The organism is Bradyrhizobium sp. HKCCYLS3077 (assembly GCF_051167555.1).
Taxonomy (GTDB): domain Bacteria; phylum Pseudomonadota; class Alphaproteobacteria; order Rhizobiales; family Xanthobacteraceae; genus Bradyrhizobium.
This window is the reverse complement of record NZ_JBNPTH010000003.1, coordinates 891961-908089: the sequence shown is the minus strand read 5'-3', so window position 1 is coordinate 908089 and position 16129 is coordinate 891961. Positions and strand designations below refer to the sequence as shown.

Below are 16129 nucleotides of genomic sequence, written 5' to 3'. Positions count from 1 at the left end.
AGATGGGTCAACGTTCCTGCTGCGGCAGTGCCGGTGCCATCTGGGGGTTTCCATCCATGATCACGAATAGGAGACGATGAGATGCGCATTGCGCAGGTTGCTCCGTTGACGGAGGCTGTGCCTCCGAAACTCTATGGCGGCACTGAGAGGGTGGTGCACTGGCTGACCGAAGAGCTCGTCGCGCTCGGGCACGACGTCACGCTGTTTGCCAGCGGTGATTCGCAGACCTCGGCGAAACTCTCACCGACTTGGCCGAAGGCGCTGCGCCTCGACGGCTCGGTCCGGGATCCCAACGCGCTGCACATGGTCATGCTCGAAAGCGTGCGCCAGCGATGTGACGAGGAGGAGTTCGACGTTCTGCACTTCCACCTCGACTACTATCCCTTCTCGCTGTTCCACCGGCAGCCCACGCCGTTTCTCACCACGCTGCATGGCCGGCTCGACCTTCCCGAGCACCAGCCGGTGTTCTCCGTCTTCAAGGACGTTCCCGTGGTCTCGATCTCCGATGCACAGCGCAGACCCGTGCCGAATGCGAACTGGGTCCGCACCGTTCTGCACGGCCTGCCCGAACAGCTGCTGATGCCGAAGCCCGTGACGCCGAGCTATCTCGCCGTGCTCGGACGCATCGCGCCGGAAAAGGGCGTCGACCGCGCCATCAAGATCGCGATGCGCTGTGGCATCCCGCTCAAGATCGCCGCCAAGGTCGATCGCGCCGACCAGGACTATTATGACCAGCTGATCTATCCGATGATCAACGGCAATCCGCTCGTCGAGTACATCGGAGAGATCGGCGACCATGAGAAGCCGGAGTTCCTGTCCGGCGCGCTCGGCCTGCTGCTGCCGATCGACTGGCCCGAGCCTTTCGGACTGGTCATGATCGAATCGATGGCCTGCGGCACGCCCGTGATCGCCTATAATCGCGGATCGGTGCCGGAGGTGATCGATGACGGCGTCACCGGCTTCATCGTCGAGGACGAGCTCAGCGCGGTGGCGGCCGTCAACCGTCTGCACGATCTCAGCCGCGCGCGCGTGCGCGACCGCTTCGAGCAGCGGTTCACGGCCCGGCGCATGGCGCTGGACTATCTCGCCGCCTATCGCGGCCTGATCGAACGGGCCGAGCCGCGCATCCGCCTGGTCAGCAGCGCTGAGTGATGCGCATGGGCCGGGCAATTCCGACGCCCGGCCCGCCTCAGGTCACCGCGGTCCGCTTCGGCTCGACGATCTCGAACATCCGCGGAAACTCATCCATCAGCGACATCAGCTCGGCGAGCCGCATCGGATTGCCGACGACGCTGATCTTGCCGGCGGCGACCGCTTCCGGAAAAGTCGTCGCCTTGGCGATGACCGCGTCGAGAGTCGATCGCGCCAGGGTGAAGCCGGCATCCGCCGTGGACGCCTGCGCGCCGGCCGCATAGGTCAGCGCGCAATTCTGCAGCGTGAGGACGAAGCGCTCGCCGGTGTCGGTGAAGCTCCAGTTCAGCACGATGTGCTTGCCCTCGGCCTTCGGTCCGTTCAGCCTGACGCCGAGCACGTCCCATATTTGCTCGGTGCGCAGCGCCGCCAGGGTTTCTCGCGGCATGCCCGGGCGCGCCGGGATCTCCGGCATGCCGTGGCGCAGCTCCTGGGCGCCGAACAGATAGGCGTTGCGCCACGTCGCGCTTTCGGCGGCATAGCCGAGCTGTTCCAGCGTATCGGCGAGCAGCGCACGCGCCTCGGCATTGTCGGGCTCGGCGAACACCAGATGGCCGACGACCTGGGCGACGAAGCGAAACTCGCCCCTCTCGAAATCCGCGCGCGCCCGCGCCAGCAGCGCCTCCGCGCCGCCCATATAGTCGACGTATTTCCGGCCGGCCTGGACCGGCGGCAGCGGATCGAGATTGACGGGATTGGCGTCGTACCAGCCGAGATATTTCTGATAGATCGCCTTCACATTGTGCCGGATGTGGCCGTAATAGCCGCGCGCGTGCCAGGCGTGCTCGAGGCTTTTCGGCAGCGCGATCTGCTCGGCGATCTCGCTGGCGGTCAGGCCGTGGTTCATCAGGCGGAGAGTCTGATCGTGCGCGAATTTGTAGAGGTCGCGCTGCTCGCGGATCATCCTGTCGACGCGGGCTGCGCCCCACACCGGCCAGTGATGCTGGCCGCACATCACCTCGGCCTTGCCGCCCCATAATTGCAGCGCCTCGCCGAGATATTTCGACCACGCCAGCGCATCGCGCACATCGGCGCCGCGGAACGGCAGCAAATTGTGGAAATTGTGCGTGCAGTTCTCGGCGAGGTTCAACAGCCTGTAGCGCGGCACATAGAAATGCATCTCCGCCGGCGCCTCGCTGTTCGGCGCCATCTGGAATTCGAAAGCGACGCCGTCGATCGTCCTGGTGTCGCCGGTTGCCATGATCAGATCGGTCGGCCGCAGCAGCGCCACGCTGCCGGCGGCCATGGTCTTGCCCAGGCCGCAATCGACATGGCCCTTCGTCCCTTTTGCCAGCAGCGGCCCAAACTGATACTGCGCCCGGCGCAGCATCGCGGGACCGGCGATGATGTTCTCGGACACCGCGTGCTCGATGAACAGGTTCGGCGCGATCAGCGGCACGCGGCCGCCGGTGACGGCCTCCTCGTCGACGACCCCACGCGCCCCGCCCCAATGGTCGGTGTGGGTGTGCGTGAACATCACCGCCATGACCGGCCTGGTGCCGCGGTGCTGATAGTAGAGATCGAGCGCGGCGCGGGCGCCCTCGATCGAGGTCAGCGTATCCACCACGATCACGCCGGTGTCGCCCTCGATGAGGGTCATGTTCGCGATGTCGAGCCCGCGCACCTGGTAGACCCCGGGCACGACCTCGAACAGGCCGTGCTGCATGTTGAGCTTGGCCTGCCGCCACAGGCTGGGATTGACGGTCGGCGGCGCCTCCTCGGCCTCGAGGAAGCCGTAGGGCGCAAGGCTCCAGACGGTTCGGCCCTGTGCGGTGGCCACCTTGGCGTCGTCGATGGTGCCGAGAAAACCGCGGGCCGCATCGTCGAAGTCGGCGGTATCGCCGAACGGCAGCGTCTCGAGCATCGCCTGCTGCGCGGCCCTCACCGCCGCGGTCGCGTCCTTGGCCTCCTTCGAGCTGTTGTCGCTGACCGGCACATTCATGGCTTTAAGTCCCCCCGTCACGAATTTTGTTGGCGGGATGCTAGTGCGGGAGATCGTCGAGCGCAAATTGCGCAGAACGGAAGGGTGCTCAGAGCACGCGATCCACCGCCTCGTCGATCGCCGCGTAGACCGTGTCGAGATCCTCTGATGTGACGCAGTAAGGCGGCATCACGTAGATCGTGTGGCCGAGCGGCCGCAGCAGCACGTGGCTGTCACGGAAGATGCCGTGCAGCTTCGGCCCGACGTCGGCGAGGTAACCGGGCTCCTCGGCGTGCAGATCGATCGCCGTAATGGTCCCGCACCGCCGCAGATCGGAGAACCGCTCGTCATAGCGGAAACGCTCCAGGCAGCACTGCTGCATTGCCGCGACCGCGGCGACGCGGGCTCGCGTCTCGGGCTGGCGCCATAGCGCGAGATTGGCCGATGCCGCCGCGCAGGCGATCGGATTGGCCGTATACGAGCTGGAATGAAAGAAGGTCCGCGCACGATCGGCCGACAGATGCGCCGCGAAGATGGCCTCGCTGCACAGCGTGACCGCGAGCGGCATCGCCCCTCCGGTGAGGCCCTTGGCATAGCAGGCGATGTCCGGCGCAATCTCCGCCTGCTCGCACGCGAACAGCGTGCCCGTGCGGCCCCAGCCCGTCATGACCTCGTCGGCGATGAACAGCACGCCGTGCGCCCGGCAGATGCGGTGGATCTCGCGCAGCACCGCAGGCGAGTACATCAGCATGCCGCTGGCGCCCAGCACCAGCGGTTCGACGATGAAAGCCGCCGGGCGATCCCGCTCGCAGATGGCGGCGAGTGCATCGAGCGTCGCCTGCTCGCGGCCCTCGGCCGGAAAGGGCACGACCGCGACATCGAACAGCAGCGGCTCATAGGCGGCGTTGAACACGCCGCGCGCGCCGACCGACATCGCGCCGATGGTGTCGCCGTGATAGGAATGCTGCATCACCACGATGCGCGTGCGCGGCTGACCGATATTCCTGAAATAGCCGAGCGCCATCTTCAGCGCGACCTCGACGCTGGTGGCGCCAGAGTCCGAGAAGAACACGTGCGCCAGGCCCGGCGGGGTGAGGTCGAGCAGCCCGGCGGCCACCTGCTCCGCCGGCTCGTGCGTGTATCCGGCGAAGATCACCTGGTCGAGACGCTCGGCCTGCTGCTGGATCGCGCGCACGATCGGCGGATGACAATGGCCATGCGTCACCACCCACCAGGACGCGATGGCATCGATGATGCGCCGGCCGTCGGCCGCGTGCAGATAGGCGCCTTCGCCGCGCGTGATCGGAATCATCTGCGGCTGCAGCGCGTGCTGCGTGAACGGATGCCAGATCGGCGAACCTGCCGCGCGCGTCATCGCGCGAAATCCTTGCGCCGGAATGCGGCTGCCATCGCCTGCTGCAGCGTCGATGCCGTGAGCGGCGCCAACCAGGGCAAACGGCCAAGACGCGTGACCTTGCCGAGACGGCAGATCGTCTCCTCGCTCTCCGCGACCGCGTCGCCGATGAAGGCGATGCCGAGCACGTCGATGCCGCGGCTGCGCAGCGCCGCCAGCGACAACAGCGAATGATTAATGGTGCCGAGGCTCGTGCGTGCGCACAGCACCAGCGGACAGCGCCAGCGTGCGAACACATCGAGAGAGAGCGTGTCGTCGTCGAGCGGCACCATGACCCCGCCGGCGCCCTCGATCACCAGAGGCCGGCCGGTGTCGGGAGGATCGAGACTGAGCGGATCAATCCTGATCCCTTCGAGGCGGGCGGCGCGATGCGGCGACGCCGGTTCCGCCAGCCGATAATTTTCGGGGAGGACGCGATCCGCGGTGAGTTCGGCCAGACGGCGGACGCGATCGGAATCCGTCTCCTCCGCGAGGCCTGCCTGCACCGGCTTCCAATAGCAGGCGCCGAGCAACGCCGTCAGGCCGGCGGCGAATACGGTCTTGCCGATGCCGGTGTCGGTGCCCGTGACGACGATGCGCTGCGCCATTGCTGCTCTCCTTCAAGTTCGACAAGCGTGTCGAGCAGCGCCGTGATCGCGGCCTCGTCGACGTTCAGGGTCAGCGACAGCCGCAAGCGCGCGGTGCCTGCGGGCACCGTCGGCGGCCGGATGCCGCGCACGTCGAAGCCGCGCCGCTGCAGGCCGGCGGCGAGGGTCATCGCGCGCGCATTGTCGCCGACGATGTAGGGAATGATCTGCGTCGACGACCACGTCGCGCCGAACCGTGCGACGATCGCGCGGTGTGCAAACGCCATGAGCTCCGTCAGCTTCTGCTGCCGCTGCGGCTCATCCTGCAGGATCGCGAGCGCCTCCGTGACGGCCACCGCCATCAGCGGCGACGGCGCGGTGGCGAAGATGAAGGGACGAGCGCGGTTGACGAGGATGTCGCGCAGCACGCGGTGCGCGGTCACCAGCGCGCCGGCGGCGCCGAGTGCCTTGCCGCAGGTGTGCACGACAACGACATCGTCACGGCCTTCGAACCGTGCAGCAAGGCCCCGCCCCTGCGGGCCATGTACGCCGGTCGCATGCGCCTCGTCGATCACCACGAAGGCGTCGTGTCGTTCGGCCACCGCGATCAGATCATTCAGCGGCGCGATGTCGCCATCCATGCTGTAGAGGCTTTCGACGACGATCCAGGGCCGGCCGACACCGCCGTCGCGGCGCCACGCCAGGATCTTGTCCTCGGCGGCGCTGGCATCATTGTGCGCGAACTGACAAATCCTGGCCCGGCTGGCGCGCGCGCCCTCATGGGTGCTGGCGTGCACGAGCGCATCGAGCACCAGCAGGTCGTCGGCTTGCGGCAGCGTTGCCAGCACGGCAAAGTTGGCGACATAGCCCGAGCCGAAGACCAGCGCGCTGTCGACGCCGAAGAAACGTGCCGCTTCGGCTTCCAGCCGCTCGTGCTCCGCGCAATTGCCGCGCAGCAACCGCGCCCCACCCGCGCCGACGGGCGTGCCCGCCTCCATCGCCGCAGCGATCGCGCGCTTGATCCGCGGCGACTGAGCGAGGCCGAGATAATCGTTGGACGAGAAATCGAAACCGGATCGCGGACTCAGGCGCCGGAGACGGTCGCGCGCCGCGAGATCTTGCAGGTCGTTTGCATAGATCGCCAATTTGTCGGAAGGCATATTGTATCCGCTCTCTATCGGTCAGCCGCATTCGCTTGGAGTCGGAGAACCATGCGGCCAACGTCCGGGCCTCGCCGTTCGAGACGCCCGCCTGAAGGGCATGCTCCTCGGGGTGAGGGAAAAGCGGTTCGGCGAAGCCGCCAAGCACCGCATGAGATCGAACGCTTGCTTGATGCGCACACGACTCATCGTCTTCGTGCAGCTCCGATTGCGGAGCCCATCCCTCATGGTGAGGAGCGCCGCGCACGCGATCGAGCCGTCGCGAACGGTCGCAATGGCGGCGCGTCTCGAACCATGAGGCCCCGCTCCTGCGACATCATGCAATGACTGATCGCCGCGCCGGCCCGCTTGCATCTGTTCTCTCACGCGCCGACAACGACGACGTCATACCGAGCCGCGCCAGCAAGTCAGCATCGCGCTCGGCCTGCGGATTGGCCGTCGTCAACAACACGTCGCCGATGAAGATCGAGTTGGCGCCGGCGAGCAAGCACAGGCTCTGCAACTCGTCGCTCATGTACTGCCGCCCCGCCGACAACCGCACGACGCTCTTCGGCATCATGATGCGCGCCACCGCGATCAGCCGCACCAGCGCGATCCCGTCGGGCCGCGTCGCGGTGTCGTTGACCGGCACGCCCTTGACCTCGTTCCAAAGGTTGATCGGCACGCTATCCGGATGCGCCTCGAGATTGGCGAGCAGCACCAGCATGCCGAGCCGGTCATCAACCTCCTCACCCATGCCGATGATTCCGCCGCAACAGGTCTTGATGCCGGCCTCGCGCACATGCGCCAGCGTGTCGATGCGGTCCTGCAAGGTACGGGTGGTGATGATGCGGTCGTAGAACTCGGGCGAGGTATCGACATTGTGGTTGTAGTAGTCGAGCCCGGCCTGCTTGAGCCGCTGCGCCTGGGGCGGCGTCAGCATGCCCAAGGTGACGCAGGTCTCCATCCCCAGATCCTTCACGGCGCTGACCATGTCGCAGACCTGGTCGAGATCACGGTCTTTCGGGCTGCGCCACGCGGCGGCCATGCAGAAGCGCTCGGCGCCGGCCTGCTTGGCGCGCCGCGCCGTCGCGACGACGGCGTCGTGGTCCATCAGCTTGGTCGCCTTCAGGCCGGTGTCGTAATGCGCGCTCTGCGAGCAGTAGCCGCAATCCTCCGGACAGCCGCCGGTCTTGATGCTGAGCAGGCTCGCGGTCTCCAGCCGGGTCGGGTCGAAGTGCCGCCGATGCACCGACTGGGCGAGAAACATCAGGTCCGGAAACGGCAACCCGTACAGCGCCTCGGCCTCGTCCCGGGTCCAGTCATGGCGGACGGCGCCGCCCTGCTGGATTGGCTCGGACGACGAACTGCTGACACCGGTCATGCTGACGCTCCACAATTATAGATTTTCATAGATATTATCTATTAAGTTTCGTTCTTCCTGGACCGTAGGACGGCACAGCTTCCGTTGCACCAGCTTTTTCGATAGATAATCTATCACCATGACAGATGAGAACCTCACGACAGCCCATCGCATCGCCGAAGCCATCACCGAACGCATCGTCAGCGGCGCCCTGCCTCCGGATGCGCCGCTGCGGCAGGACCACATCGCCCGCGAGTTCAATTCGAGCCATGTGCCGGTGCGCGAGGCGTTCCGGCAGCTCGAGGCGCTGCATCTGGTGGTCGCGATGCCCAGGCGCGGTGTCCGTGTCGCGCCGCTCGATGCGAAGGCGACCAAGGAGATCGTCGAGATGCGCGTCGCGCTCGAAGTGGTGGGCTTGCGCAATGCCGCGCCGCGCTACACGCCGGCGCATCTCGCTGCGATCGAGCTCGCGCTGATCGAAGGCGACAATGCCGAGACCATCCAGGAGTTCGAGACCGCCAACCGCGCCTTCCACCGCGCCCTGGTCACCCCGTGCGCCATGCCGCGCCTGCTGGCGAGCCTCGACGGACTCCGCCTCGCCAATTCGCGCCTCGTCCTCACCATGGCCCGCACCGCCGGCTGGCGCCCGCGCAGCAACGGCGATCACCGCCAGATCCTGCAGGCGCTGCGCGAGCGGCAGATCGGGCATGCGTGCGAGTTGCTGACACGGCACAATCAGACGATCGAGCGGCTGGCGCGGCCGGGGAGCGCGTAGCTACACACAGCGACTCGGACGGTTAGATGGGGCCGCTGACATCCGACCCGATCAGGGCCAATCTGACTGGAATGGGCTGCGAGTTGCCCTGACGTGACATTGATGGGATGTCCGGCGCTCACCTGACGGCGAGCGACTTGCTCCACACACAATCACGGCGGCCTGCGTCAGAACAAAGTTGTTAGTCCACCCCTGATCATAACCAGCCCTCTGAAGATCGGTCGACATGTTTGATGTTGCGTCTCGGAAGCAGACATCACCTGGCGCTAGCTGGACGTCAAACATCAACCAACAGCGGAATTTAGTTCAGCTCCTCACGTGAAGGCCCCGACAGGAGAGAGCAAAGACCCATACACACTACTCCTGCCATAACGATGGTCCACACGTGAGCCGAATAAGGCTGTTCTGTACGGCTCGCTATCGCAAAGAGGAGAAACGCCACAGTCGCCCCGCCAACGACCACGATGAGCGGCGCCCTGAGCTGGGAGGAGAAAAAATGTGCGAGGTAGCCGTCAACCAATCCGGTGGAGATCGAAACGACAAGCGAGAACATGAAGGCCCAGACTATGCCTTCTTCGGGGATTCTTCCCGCAGCCAGCTCAATCATAACGGCCGAAGCGACACAAAGCGCAGGGCCTAGCAGCGAGAACACGAGAGTTCTTCTCATTGATATCACCGCAGCGGCCCCAATATCCTTTGCTTCACGCCTAAGCGCCACGGCGCATGGCTTCGTATATGGAACGTCCGGTTAAGAGGCGGTTGTGGGGTCCGGGTCATGTCGGCTTCGGGTCGAATGCAAACATCCACGGCGGCTACAAGAGTCGGCTTTGGTCATAACCAGAGATACTCTAGGCGCTGCACCACACTCCCCTATCACCCCCCAGGGCCGTCCTTCAGGATGTAGCCCATCAGGTCGTCGACATTGTGCTCCAGATCCCGGATGATGTTCTTGACGACGTCGCCGATCGAGATCACGCCAACGACCTTGTCAGCGTCCAGCACCGGCAGGTGGCGAAAGCCGCGCTGCGACATCATCGCCATGCAACTGTCCAGCCGGTGGTCCGGCCTGACCGTCACCGGATCGGCCGTCATCACCTGGCCGACCGGCGTCCGCGTCGCATCGAGCCCGGGCAGCAGCACCTTGATGGCGCAGTCGCCCTGGGTGACGATGCCGACGAGCACGCCGTCGTCGATGACCAGTACCGAGCGGACCCGGTTGTCGCGCATCTTCTGCAAGGCTTCGACGACCATGTCGCTGGAGCGAACATGAACCAGGGCGCCACTCTTCTGGGCCAGAGCGTCTTTGACTGTGCTCATTGATCTCCTCGTGGGCTCCCTGTTTTGTTCTGCCTTGATGGTCTGTTTGCATCGGACGATAGTCGAAATAGATGGCCGCGTCAGCACCGTGACGATGTTGCCGGCGAGGCCATGAGTTCGCGCGGCACGTCCTCTCCGCCGCGTCGTTCCGGGGCGAGCGGAGCTTGCGGCCGACGCAGTCGGCCGCAAGCGCAGCGCGAGCCCGGAACCCATACCCACAGGCCCGTCGTATGTGGCACGCTGGTGGTGGGCGTCTCGCGCCCCACTTCCGTTCGTGGTTATGGATTCCGGGCTCATTCGCGCTGCTTCAGAACGGCTGCGCCGCTTTCCGCGCGAATGCCCCGGAATGACGGAGCAAGACGAGGGGCTCTTGCAAGCCTCCAACAGTCTCGGCTCCGCCCCCGCGCATAAGCCCATGCGCCAGCAATGGCTGGGGCTGTCGCCCGCTCCCGTGTACACGCTCATTGGAGACGCGCGCACCGAAGGTCCTCCAGCTCCCCATGTCCAACCGCCACCACGCTTCGAAGCTCGCCGGCGACGGCCCGGCCGACGGCCTGCCCGCCAGCCAGCGGCCCTGGGCGATCGCGGCGATCTTCACGGCGCTGTCGATGGCTTCGCTCGACGTCGCCATCGCCAACATCGCGCTGCCGTCGATCTCCAATGATCTGCACGTCTCGCCGGCCGAGGTGGTCTGGGTCGTCAACATCTACCAGATCGCCCTGGTCGCGACCCTGCTGCCGCTGGGCGCGCTCGGCGAGATCGTCGGCCACCAGCGCATCTATCTCGGCGGCCTGCTGCTGTTCACGCTGGCCTCGGTCGGATGCGCGCTGGCCTGGTCTCTGCCATCCCTGGTGGTCGCCCGCGCATTGCAGGGGCTCGGCGCCAGCGGCATCATGAGCGTCAACACCGCGCTGGTGCGCTATGTCTATCCCGGCAAGATGCTGGGGCGCGGCCTCGGCCACAATGCGCTGGTGGTCGGCATCTCCTTCACTTTCGGCCCCACGATCGCGTCGGCCATCCTCTCGCTCGGCTCCTGGCCCTGGCTGTTCGCGATCAACCTGCCGTTCGGCCTGATCGCGATCGCCATCGGCATGAAGATGCTGCCGAAGACGCCGCGCGCCGAGCACGCGTTCGACTTCCTCGGCGCCGGCCTCGCCGCTGTTTGCCTCGGCCTGTTCATCACCGGCATCGGCAGCGCCGCGCATGGCGCGACGCCGGCGATGGTGGTCGCGGAACTGATCGGCGCACTCGTGCTCGGCATCATCCTGGCGCGGCGCCAAGCCGATCATCCCGCGCCGATGCTGCCGATCGACCTGTTCCGCCGCGGCGTGTTCGCGCTGTCGGCGGCGACCGCTGTCTGCTCCTTCTCCGTGCAGGGCCTCGGCTTCGTGTCGCTGCCCTTCTACTTTGAGGACATTCTGCAGCGCTCGCAGGTCGAGACCGGCTTCTTCATGACGCCCTGGCCGCTCGCGGTGACCATCATGGCGCCGATTGCGGGCCGACTGTCGGATCGTTTCCCCGCCGGCCTGCTCGGCGGCATCGGCCTCGTGATGCTCGGAACCGGCATGGCGCTGCTCGCGATGCTGCCGGAGAACCCAAGCATCCCGAACATCGTCTGGCGCATGCTGATCTGCGGCATCGGGTTCGGCTTCTTCCAGGCGCCCAATATGAAGGCCATCATGTCAAGCGCCCCGCCCCATCGCAGCGGCGGCGCCAGCGGCATCGTCGCGACGGCAAGGCTGACCGGCCAGACCACCGGCGCGGCGCTGGCCGCGCTGTGCTTCAGCTTGGCCGGACGCGAGGGCGCGACCATGGCACTGGCGCTCGGCGCAGGCTTCGCCGCGCTCGGCAGCGTGATGAGTTTCCTGCGGCTGGCGGTGGCGCCGCCGCGCGGCTGATGAGTTCGGGCGAACTCAAACCCCGCCCCATCACAAATCTTCCGCGCCGCAAACGCATATTCTTGATTTGAAGGATTCCAGGCTTCGCGCCACAGTGCGACCTTCAGTTCAACGGGCGCGTTGAACGAAAGGGATCTGCGATGGCAAACCTCACGATTAACGGAAAATCCTATTCGCTCGATGTCGAGCCGGACACGCCGCTGCTGTGGGCGATCCGCGAGAACGCCGGGCTGACCGGCACCAAATATGGCTGCGGCATCGCACAATGCGGCGCCTGCACGGTGCATCTCGACGGCACCGCCGTGCGCTCCTGCGGAGTCACCGTCTCGGAAGCCGTGGGCAAGCAGATCACCACCATCGAAGGCCTCGCGGCGGACAATGGCCTGCACAAGGTGCAGCAGGCCTGGCTCGAGAACGACGTTCCGCAATGCGGCTATTGCCAGAGCGGAATGATCATGGCCGTCGCCGCGCTGCTCAAGGACAATCCGAAGCCGAGCGACCAGGACATCAACGACGCCATCACCAATATCTGCCGTTGTGGAACCTTCGCCCAGGTGCGCGAGGCGATCCACGCCGCGGCGAACGCCTGAGGAGGCTGGCATGAACCAGCATGTGACGCCGCGCCTCAACCGCCGCTCCTTCGTCATCGGCACCGCCGCGCTCGGCGGCGGCCTTGCGCTCGGCCTCGACCTTCCCTTCGGCGGCCCGCAGGTGGTGCGTGCCGCTGACGGCTCGCCCGAGGTCAATGCCTGGGTGGTGATCCGGCCCGACGACACCGTGGTGATCCGCATCGCCCGCTCGGAGATGGGCCAGGGCTCGCTGACCGGCCTTGCCCAGCTCGTCGCGGAAGAGCTCGCCTGCGACTGGAGCAAGGTCACGACGGAATATCCGACGCCGGGCCAGAACGTCGCGCGCAAGCGGGTCTGGGGCGATTTCTCCACCGGCGGCAGCCGCGGCATCCGCTCCTCGCAGGACTATGTCCGCAAGGGTGGCGCCGCCGCGCGCATGATGCTGATCCAGGCCGCCGCCGACGAGTGGAAGGTGCCGGCAGCGGAATGCACGGCCGCGAACAGCGTCATCACCCACAAGGCCTCGGGCAAGACCACGACCTATGGCAAGGTCGCGGAGGCCGCCGCGAAGCTTTCGCCGCCGGCCGACGTCAAGCTGAAGGACCCGAAGGACTGGACCTTGATCGGCAAGGGCGTGAAGCGGCTCGACACCGCCGACAAGGTCACCGGCGCGATGGTCTATGGCGCCGACATCAAGCTGCCGAACATGCTCAACGCCGCGATCAAGGATTGCCCGGTCACCGGCGGCAAGCTCAAGAGCTATGACGAGGCCAAGATCGCCGGCATGAAGGGCGTCAAGAAGGTGGTCGCGATCGACGGCACGGCGGTCGCCGTGGTTGCCGACACCTGGTGGCACGCCAAGACCGCGCTCGATGCGCTGCCGATCGTGTGGGACGAAGGTCCGAACGCAAAGGTCTCGTCGGAGTCGATCCGCAAATGGCTGGCCGAAGGTTTGGACTCCGGGCCGGCTTTCGTCGGCAATGAGAACGGCGATGCTAAGGCGGCGCTGGCGAGCGCGGTGAAGAAGGTCGAGGCCGTCTACAACTATCCGTACCAGAACCACGCCACGATGGAGCCGATGAACGCGACCGCGCTCTACACGCCGGAGCGTTGCGAGGTGTGGTGCGGCACGCAGAATGGCGAGGCGGCGTTCGCCGCGGTGCTGGAGGCGTCAGGCCTGCCGGCCGACAAATGCGAGGTGCACAAGCTGATCCTCGGCGGCGGTTTTGGCCGGCGCGGTCAGACGGACTACGTTCGCCAGGCGGTCAAGATCGCCAAGGAGCTGCCGGGCACGCCGGTCAAGCTGATCTGGTCGCGCGAGGAGGACATGACGCATGGCCGCTATCACCCGATCACGCAATGCAAGCTGACCGGCGGCTTCGATGCCGACAACAATCTGACAGCGCTGCACATGCGCATCTCCGGCCAGTCGATCCTGTTCAGCCTGCGCCCCGATGCGCTCGTCAACGGCAAGGACCCCGCGACCTTCCAGGGGCTCGCGGCCTCGGGCGAGGCCACGATCGGCTACTCCGTTCCCAACCTGCTGATCGAGCACGCCATGCGCAACCCGCACATCAATCCGGGCTTCTGGCGCGGCGTCAACGTGAACCAGAACGCGATCTATCTCGAATGCTTCATGGACGAGCTCGCCAACGCCGTCGGCCAGGACCCGCTGGAGTTCCGCCGCAAGCTGATGAGCAAGAATCCCAAGCATCTCGCCGTCCTCAACGCCGTGGCTGAAAAGATCGGCTGGGGCACGCCGGCACCGGAAGGCGTGTACCGTGGTCTCGCTCAACTGCACGGCTATGGCAGCTACGTCGCCGGCGCGGCCGAGATCTCGGTGATCGACGGCACAAAGATCAAGGTTCATCGCATCGTCGCCTCGACCGATCCGGGCTACGTCGTCAACCCGGCGCAGGTCGAGCGGCAGATCGCGGGCTCGTTCGTCTACGGCCTGTCGGCGCTGTTCTATGGCGGCTGCACGGTGAAGGACGGCCGCATCGAGCAGACCAACTTCGATACGTATAATTCGATGCGCATCGCCGAGATGCCGAAGGTGGAATCGATCATGATCCCGAGTGGCGGCTTCTGGGGCGGCGTCGGCGAGCCGACCATCGGCGTCGCCGCGCCTGCGGTGCTGAATGCGTTCTTCGCCGCCACCGGCAAACGCATCCGCTCGGTGCCGCTGCGCGACCAGAACATCACCTTCGCATGATCAGCGTGGCGGCAGCTGTTGGGAGCAATGGCTGCCGCCGTGCTATTCTCACGCAATGACATTTACCCGTACGCGCAGAGAGGTCGGCGGCCTGATCGCGGCAAGCGTCGCCATGGTCGCCGCACCTGCCGTGCTGCGCGCGCAGACGGCGGCGCGCGTGGTCGTGATCGGCGGCGGCTTCGGCGGCGCGAGCTGCGCCCGCGCGCTGCGCAAGGCGGATGCGAAGCTCGACGTCACCTTGGTCGAAGCCAACAAGACCTTCACCTCCTGCCCCCTCAGCAACGAGGTCATCGCCGGCCTGCGCGACATCGGCGCGCAGCAGTTCGGCTACGACAAGATCGCCGCCGAAGGCTTGCGCGTGGTGCCGCAGGCCGCGACCGCGATCGACGCGTCCGCGCGCAAGGTGACCCTCGCGGACGGCACCACCCTCGCCTATGACCGCCTCGTGCTGGCGCCGGGCATCGACATCGATTTCACGGCATTGCAAGGCTATGACGAAGCGGCCTCCGCCGTCATGCCGCATGCCTACAAGGCCGGCGCGCAAACGCTGCTGCTGCGCAAACAGATTGAGGCGATGCCGGACGGCGGCACGGTGGCGATCTCGGTCCCTGCCAATCCCTCGCGCTGCCCGCCCGCGCCTTATGAACGCGCCAGCCTGATCGCGCATTACCTCAAGACGAACAAGCCCAAGTCGAAGCTGCTGGTCCTCGACGCCAAGGACAATTTCTCGCAGCAGAAGCTGTTCGAGCAGGCCTGGCAGCAGCTCTACCCCGGCCTGATCGAGCGCATCCCGTTGTCGCAGGGCGGCCGCGTCACCGGCGTCGAGGTTGGCACGCGCACCGTGATCACCGAGTTCGGCAACTACAATCCCGCTGTCGCCAACATCATCCCGCCGCAGAAGGCCGGCCGCATCGCGCAGCTTGCCGGCGCGGTCGACCGCACCGGCTGGTGCCCGATCGACGCCGCGACCTTTGCCTCGAAGCTGCTCCCTGACGTCCATGTCGTCGGCGATGCCTGTCTCGGCGGCGGCATTCCGAAATCGGCCGGCGCGGCGCAGGCGCAGGGCAAAGCCTGCGCGGCGGTGATCGCGCGCGACCTCATCGCGCGGTCATCCGAGCCACCGCCGCTGACCGGCGTCTGCTACAGCACCGTCGCGCCGGACTACGCGTTCTCGCTGTCGGGTGTGTATCAGCCCAAGGGCGATCTGTTCGCCGAGGTCGAGGGCGGCAAGACGAGCTCCCTCGACGCGCCGCGCAGCGCGCGCGCGGCCGAGGCGGATGCTGCGACGGCCTGGTTCAAGGCGCTGACCCATGATGCGTTCGGCTAGCCGGGTCATCGCCGTGATCGTCACAGCCCTGCCCGCAGTCGCCGGCGCACAGGCGCTGAAGCCGTACACGATCAGTGGCGACGGCATCGCGCAATCCCTCACCGGCGAGCCCGGCGATCCAGCGCGCGGCCGCGCGCTGGTGCTGGCGCGCAGCTCGACCTGTATCCTCTGCCACTCCGGCCCGTTTCCGGAAGCGCGCTTCCAGGGCGATCTTGCGCCCGGCCTTGCCGGCGCCGGCGGCCGCTCGACGATCCCGCAATTGCGGCTGCGGCTGGTCGATGCCTCCAGGATCAATCCGGAGACGATCATGCCGTCCTACTACCGCGTCGACGGCCTGACCCGCGTCGGTTCCGCCTGGCGCGACAAGCCGATCCTGTCGGCGGAGCAGATCGAGGACATTGTCGCCTATCTCGCGACCTTGCGCGAGTGAGCCC

General features: G+C 66.3%; 13 protein-coding genes. 7 read left to right on the top strand and 6 right to left on the bottom strand.

The window, feature by feature from the left end; genetic code table 11:
* Window positions 1-81: 81 nt before the first annotated feature.
* Complete coding sequence (locus tag ACQR0Z_RS16125; protein ID WP_434919280.1) at window positions 82-1152, top strand: glycosyltransferase family 4 protein; 1071 nt, start codon at window positions 82-84, stop codon at window positions 1150-1152.
* Between the two features lie 37 nt (window positions 1153-1189).
* Here the strand turns inward: ACQR0Z_RS16125 and ACQR0Z_RS16120 are convergent, their stop codons facing one another.
* The 5 genes from ACQR0Z_RS16120 to bioB form a co-directional block, all read right to left on the bottom strand.
* Entirely contained in the window at window positions 1190-3055 is a 1866-nt protein-coding gene (locus tag ACQR0Z_RS16120; RefSeq protein WP_434919328.1) for an alkyl/aryl-sulfatase, read from the bottom strand.
* A gap of 166 nt (window positions 3056-3221) precedes the next feature.
* Entirely contained in the window at window positions 3222-4487 is a 1266-nt protein-coding gene (locus tag ACQR0Z_RS16115) for an adenosylmethionine--8-amino-7-oxononanoate transaminase (protein WP_434919279.1), read from the bottom strand.
* Window positions 4484-5113 carry a dethiobiotin synthase gene (gene bioD, locus ACQR0Z_RS16110; RefSeq protein ID WP_434919278.1) on the bottom strand — a complete coding sequence of 210 codons (630 nt, stop codon included), beginning with the start codon at window positions 5111-5113 and terminating at the stop codon, window positions 4484-4486. The genes ACQR0Z_RS16115 and bioD overlap by 4 nt, the downstream gene beginning before the upstream one ends.
* Window positions 5044-6252: an 8-amino-7-oxononanoate synthase gene (locus tag ACQR0Z_RS16105; protein WP_434919277.1), complete on the bottom strand. Its 1209-nt coding sequence runs from the start codon at window positions 6250-6252 to the stop codon at window positions 5044-5046. The genes bioD and ACQR0Z_RS16105 overlap by 70 nt, the downstream gene beginning before the upstream one ends.
* A gap of 316 nt (window positions 6253-6568) precedes the next feature.
* A complete protein-coding gene (bioB, locus tag ACQR0Z_RS16100) occupies window positions 6569-7615 on the bottom strand; it encodes a biotin synthase BioB (RefSeq protein WP_434919276.1) in 1047 nt (348 codons plus the stop codon).
* Window positions 7616-7733: 118 nt separating this feature from the next.
* Here bioB and ACQR0Z_RS16095 point away from each other — a divergent pair, with 118 nt between their 5' ends.
* Complete coding sequence (locus ACQR0Z_RS16095; RefSeq protein ID WP_434919275.1) at window positions 7734-8369, top strand: GntR family transcriptional regulator; 636 nt, start codon at window positions 7734-7736, stop codon at window positions 8367-8369.
* Window positions 8370-9242: 873 nt separating this feature from the next.
* Here ACQR0Z_RS16095 and ACQR0Z_RS16090 read toward each other — a convergent pair.
* Window positions 9243-9686 (bottom strand): CBS domain-containing protein, encoded by a 444-nt coding sequence (locus ACQR0Z_RS16090; protein WP_434919274.1) that lies wholly within the window; start codon window positions 9684-9686, stop codon window positions 9243-9245.
* A gap of 500 nt (window positions 9687-10186) precedes the next feature.
* Between ACQR0Z_RS16090 and ACQR0Z_RS16085 the strand changes: the two genes are divergently transcribed.
* The 5 genes from ACQR0Z_RS16085 to soxX all read left to right on the top strand — a co-directional run bounded on the left by ACQR0Z_RS16085 (window position 10187) and on the right by soxX (window position 16125).
* The gene (locus tag ACQR0Z_RS16085; protein ID WP_434919273.1) at window positions 10187-11584 is read left to right on the top strand and encodes an MFS transporter; all 1398 of its coding nucleotides are present in this window, start codon (window positions 10187-10189) and stop codon (window positions 11582-11584) included.
* Window positions 11585-11724: 140 nt separating this feature from the next.
* Complete coding sequence (locus ACQR0Z_RS16080; RefSeq protein ID WP_434875221.1) at window positions 11725-12174, top strand: (2Fe-2S)-binding protein; 450 nt, start codon at window positions 11725-11727, stop codon at window positions 12172-12174.
* Between the two features lie 10 nt (window positions 12175-12184).
* Window positions 12185-14368: a molybdopterin cofactor-binding domain-containing protein gene (locus tag ACQR0Z_RS16075; RefSeq protein WP_434919272.1), complete on the top strand. Its 2184-nt coding sequence runs from the start codon at window positions 12185-12187 to the stop codon at window positions 14366-14368.
* 55 nt (window positions 14369-14423) lie between these two features.
* The gene (locus tag ACQR0Z_RS16070) at window positions 14424-15695 is read left to right on the top strand and encodes an FCSD flavin-binding domain-containing protein (protein ID WP_434919271.1); all 1272 of its coding nucleotides are present in this window, start codon (window positions 14424-14426) and stop codon (window positions 15693-15695) included.
* Window positions 15679-16125: a sulfur oxidation c-type cytochrome SoxX gene (soxX, locus tag ACQR0Z_RS16065; protein ID WP_434919270.1), complete on the top strand. Its 447-nt coding sequence runs from the start codon at window positions 15679-15681 to the stop codon at window positions 16123-16125. The genes ACQR0Z_RS16070 and soxX overlap by 17 nt, the downstream gene beginning before the upstream one ends.
* The last annotated feature ends 4 nt before the right edge of the window (window positions 16126-16129 follow it).

Coding starts and splice junctions, on each gene's coding strand:
- ACQR0Z_RS16125 (WP_434919280.1), top strand. CDS start 82: ATGCGCATTGCGCAGGTTGCTCCGTTGACGGAGGCTGTGCCTCCGAAA.
- ACQR0Z_RS16120 (WP_434919328.1), bottom strand. CDS start 3,055: ATGCTCGAGACGCTGCCGTTCGGCGATACCGCCGACTTCGACGATGCG.
- ACQR0Z_RS16115 (WP_434919279.1), bottom strand. CDS start 4,487: ATGACGCGCGCGGCAGGTTCGCCGATCTGGCATCCGTTCACGCAGCAC.
- bioD (WP_434919278.1), bottom strand. CDS start 5,113: ATGGCGCAGCGCATCGTCGTCACGGGCACCGACACCGGCATCGGCAAG.
- ACQR0Z_RS16105 (WP_434919277.1), bottom strand. CDS start 6,252: ATGCCTTCCGACAAATTGGCGATCTATGCAAACGACCTGCAAGATCTC.
- bioB (WP_434919276.1), bottom strand. CDS start 7,615: ATGACCGGTGTCAGCAGTTCGTCGTCCGAGCCAATCCAGCAGGGCGGC.
- ACQR0Z_RS16095 (WP_434919275.1), top strand. CDS start 7,734: ATGACAGATGAGAACCTCACGACAGCCCATCGCATCGCCGAAGCCATC.
- ACQR0Z_RS16090 (WP_434919274.1), bottom strand. CDS start 9,686: ATGAGCACAGTCAAAGACGCTCTGGCCCAGAAGAGTGGCGCCCTGGTT.
- ACQR0Z_RS16085 (WP_434919273.1), top strand. CDS start 10,187: ATGTCCAACCGCCACCACGCTTCGAAGCTCGCCGGCGACGGCCCGGCC.
- ACQR0Z_RS16080 (WP_434875221.1), top strand. CDS start 11,725: ATGGCAAACCTCACGATTAACGGAAAATCCTATTCGCTCGATGTCGAG.
- ACQR0Z_RS16075 (WP_434919272.1), top strand. CDS start 12,185: ATGAACCAGCATGTGACGCCGCGCCTCAACCGCCGCTCCTTCGTCATC.
- ACQR0Z_RS16070 (WP_434919271.1), top strand. CDS start 14,424: ATGACATTTACCCGTACGCGCAGAGAGGTCGGCGGCCTGATCGCGGCA.
- soxX (WP_434919270.1), top strand. CDS start 15,679: ATGATGCGTTCGGCTAGCCGGGTCATCGCCGTGATCGTCACAGCCCTG.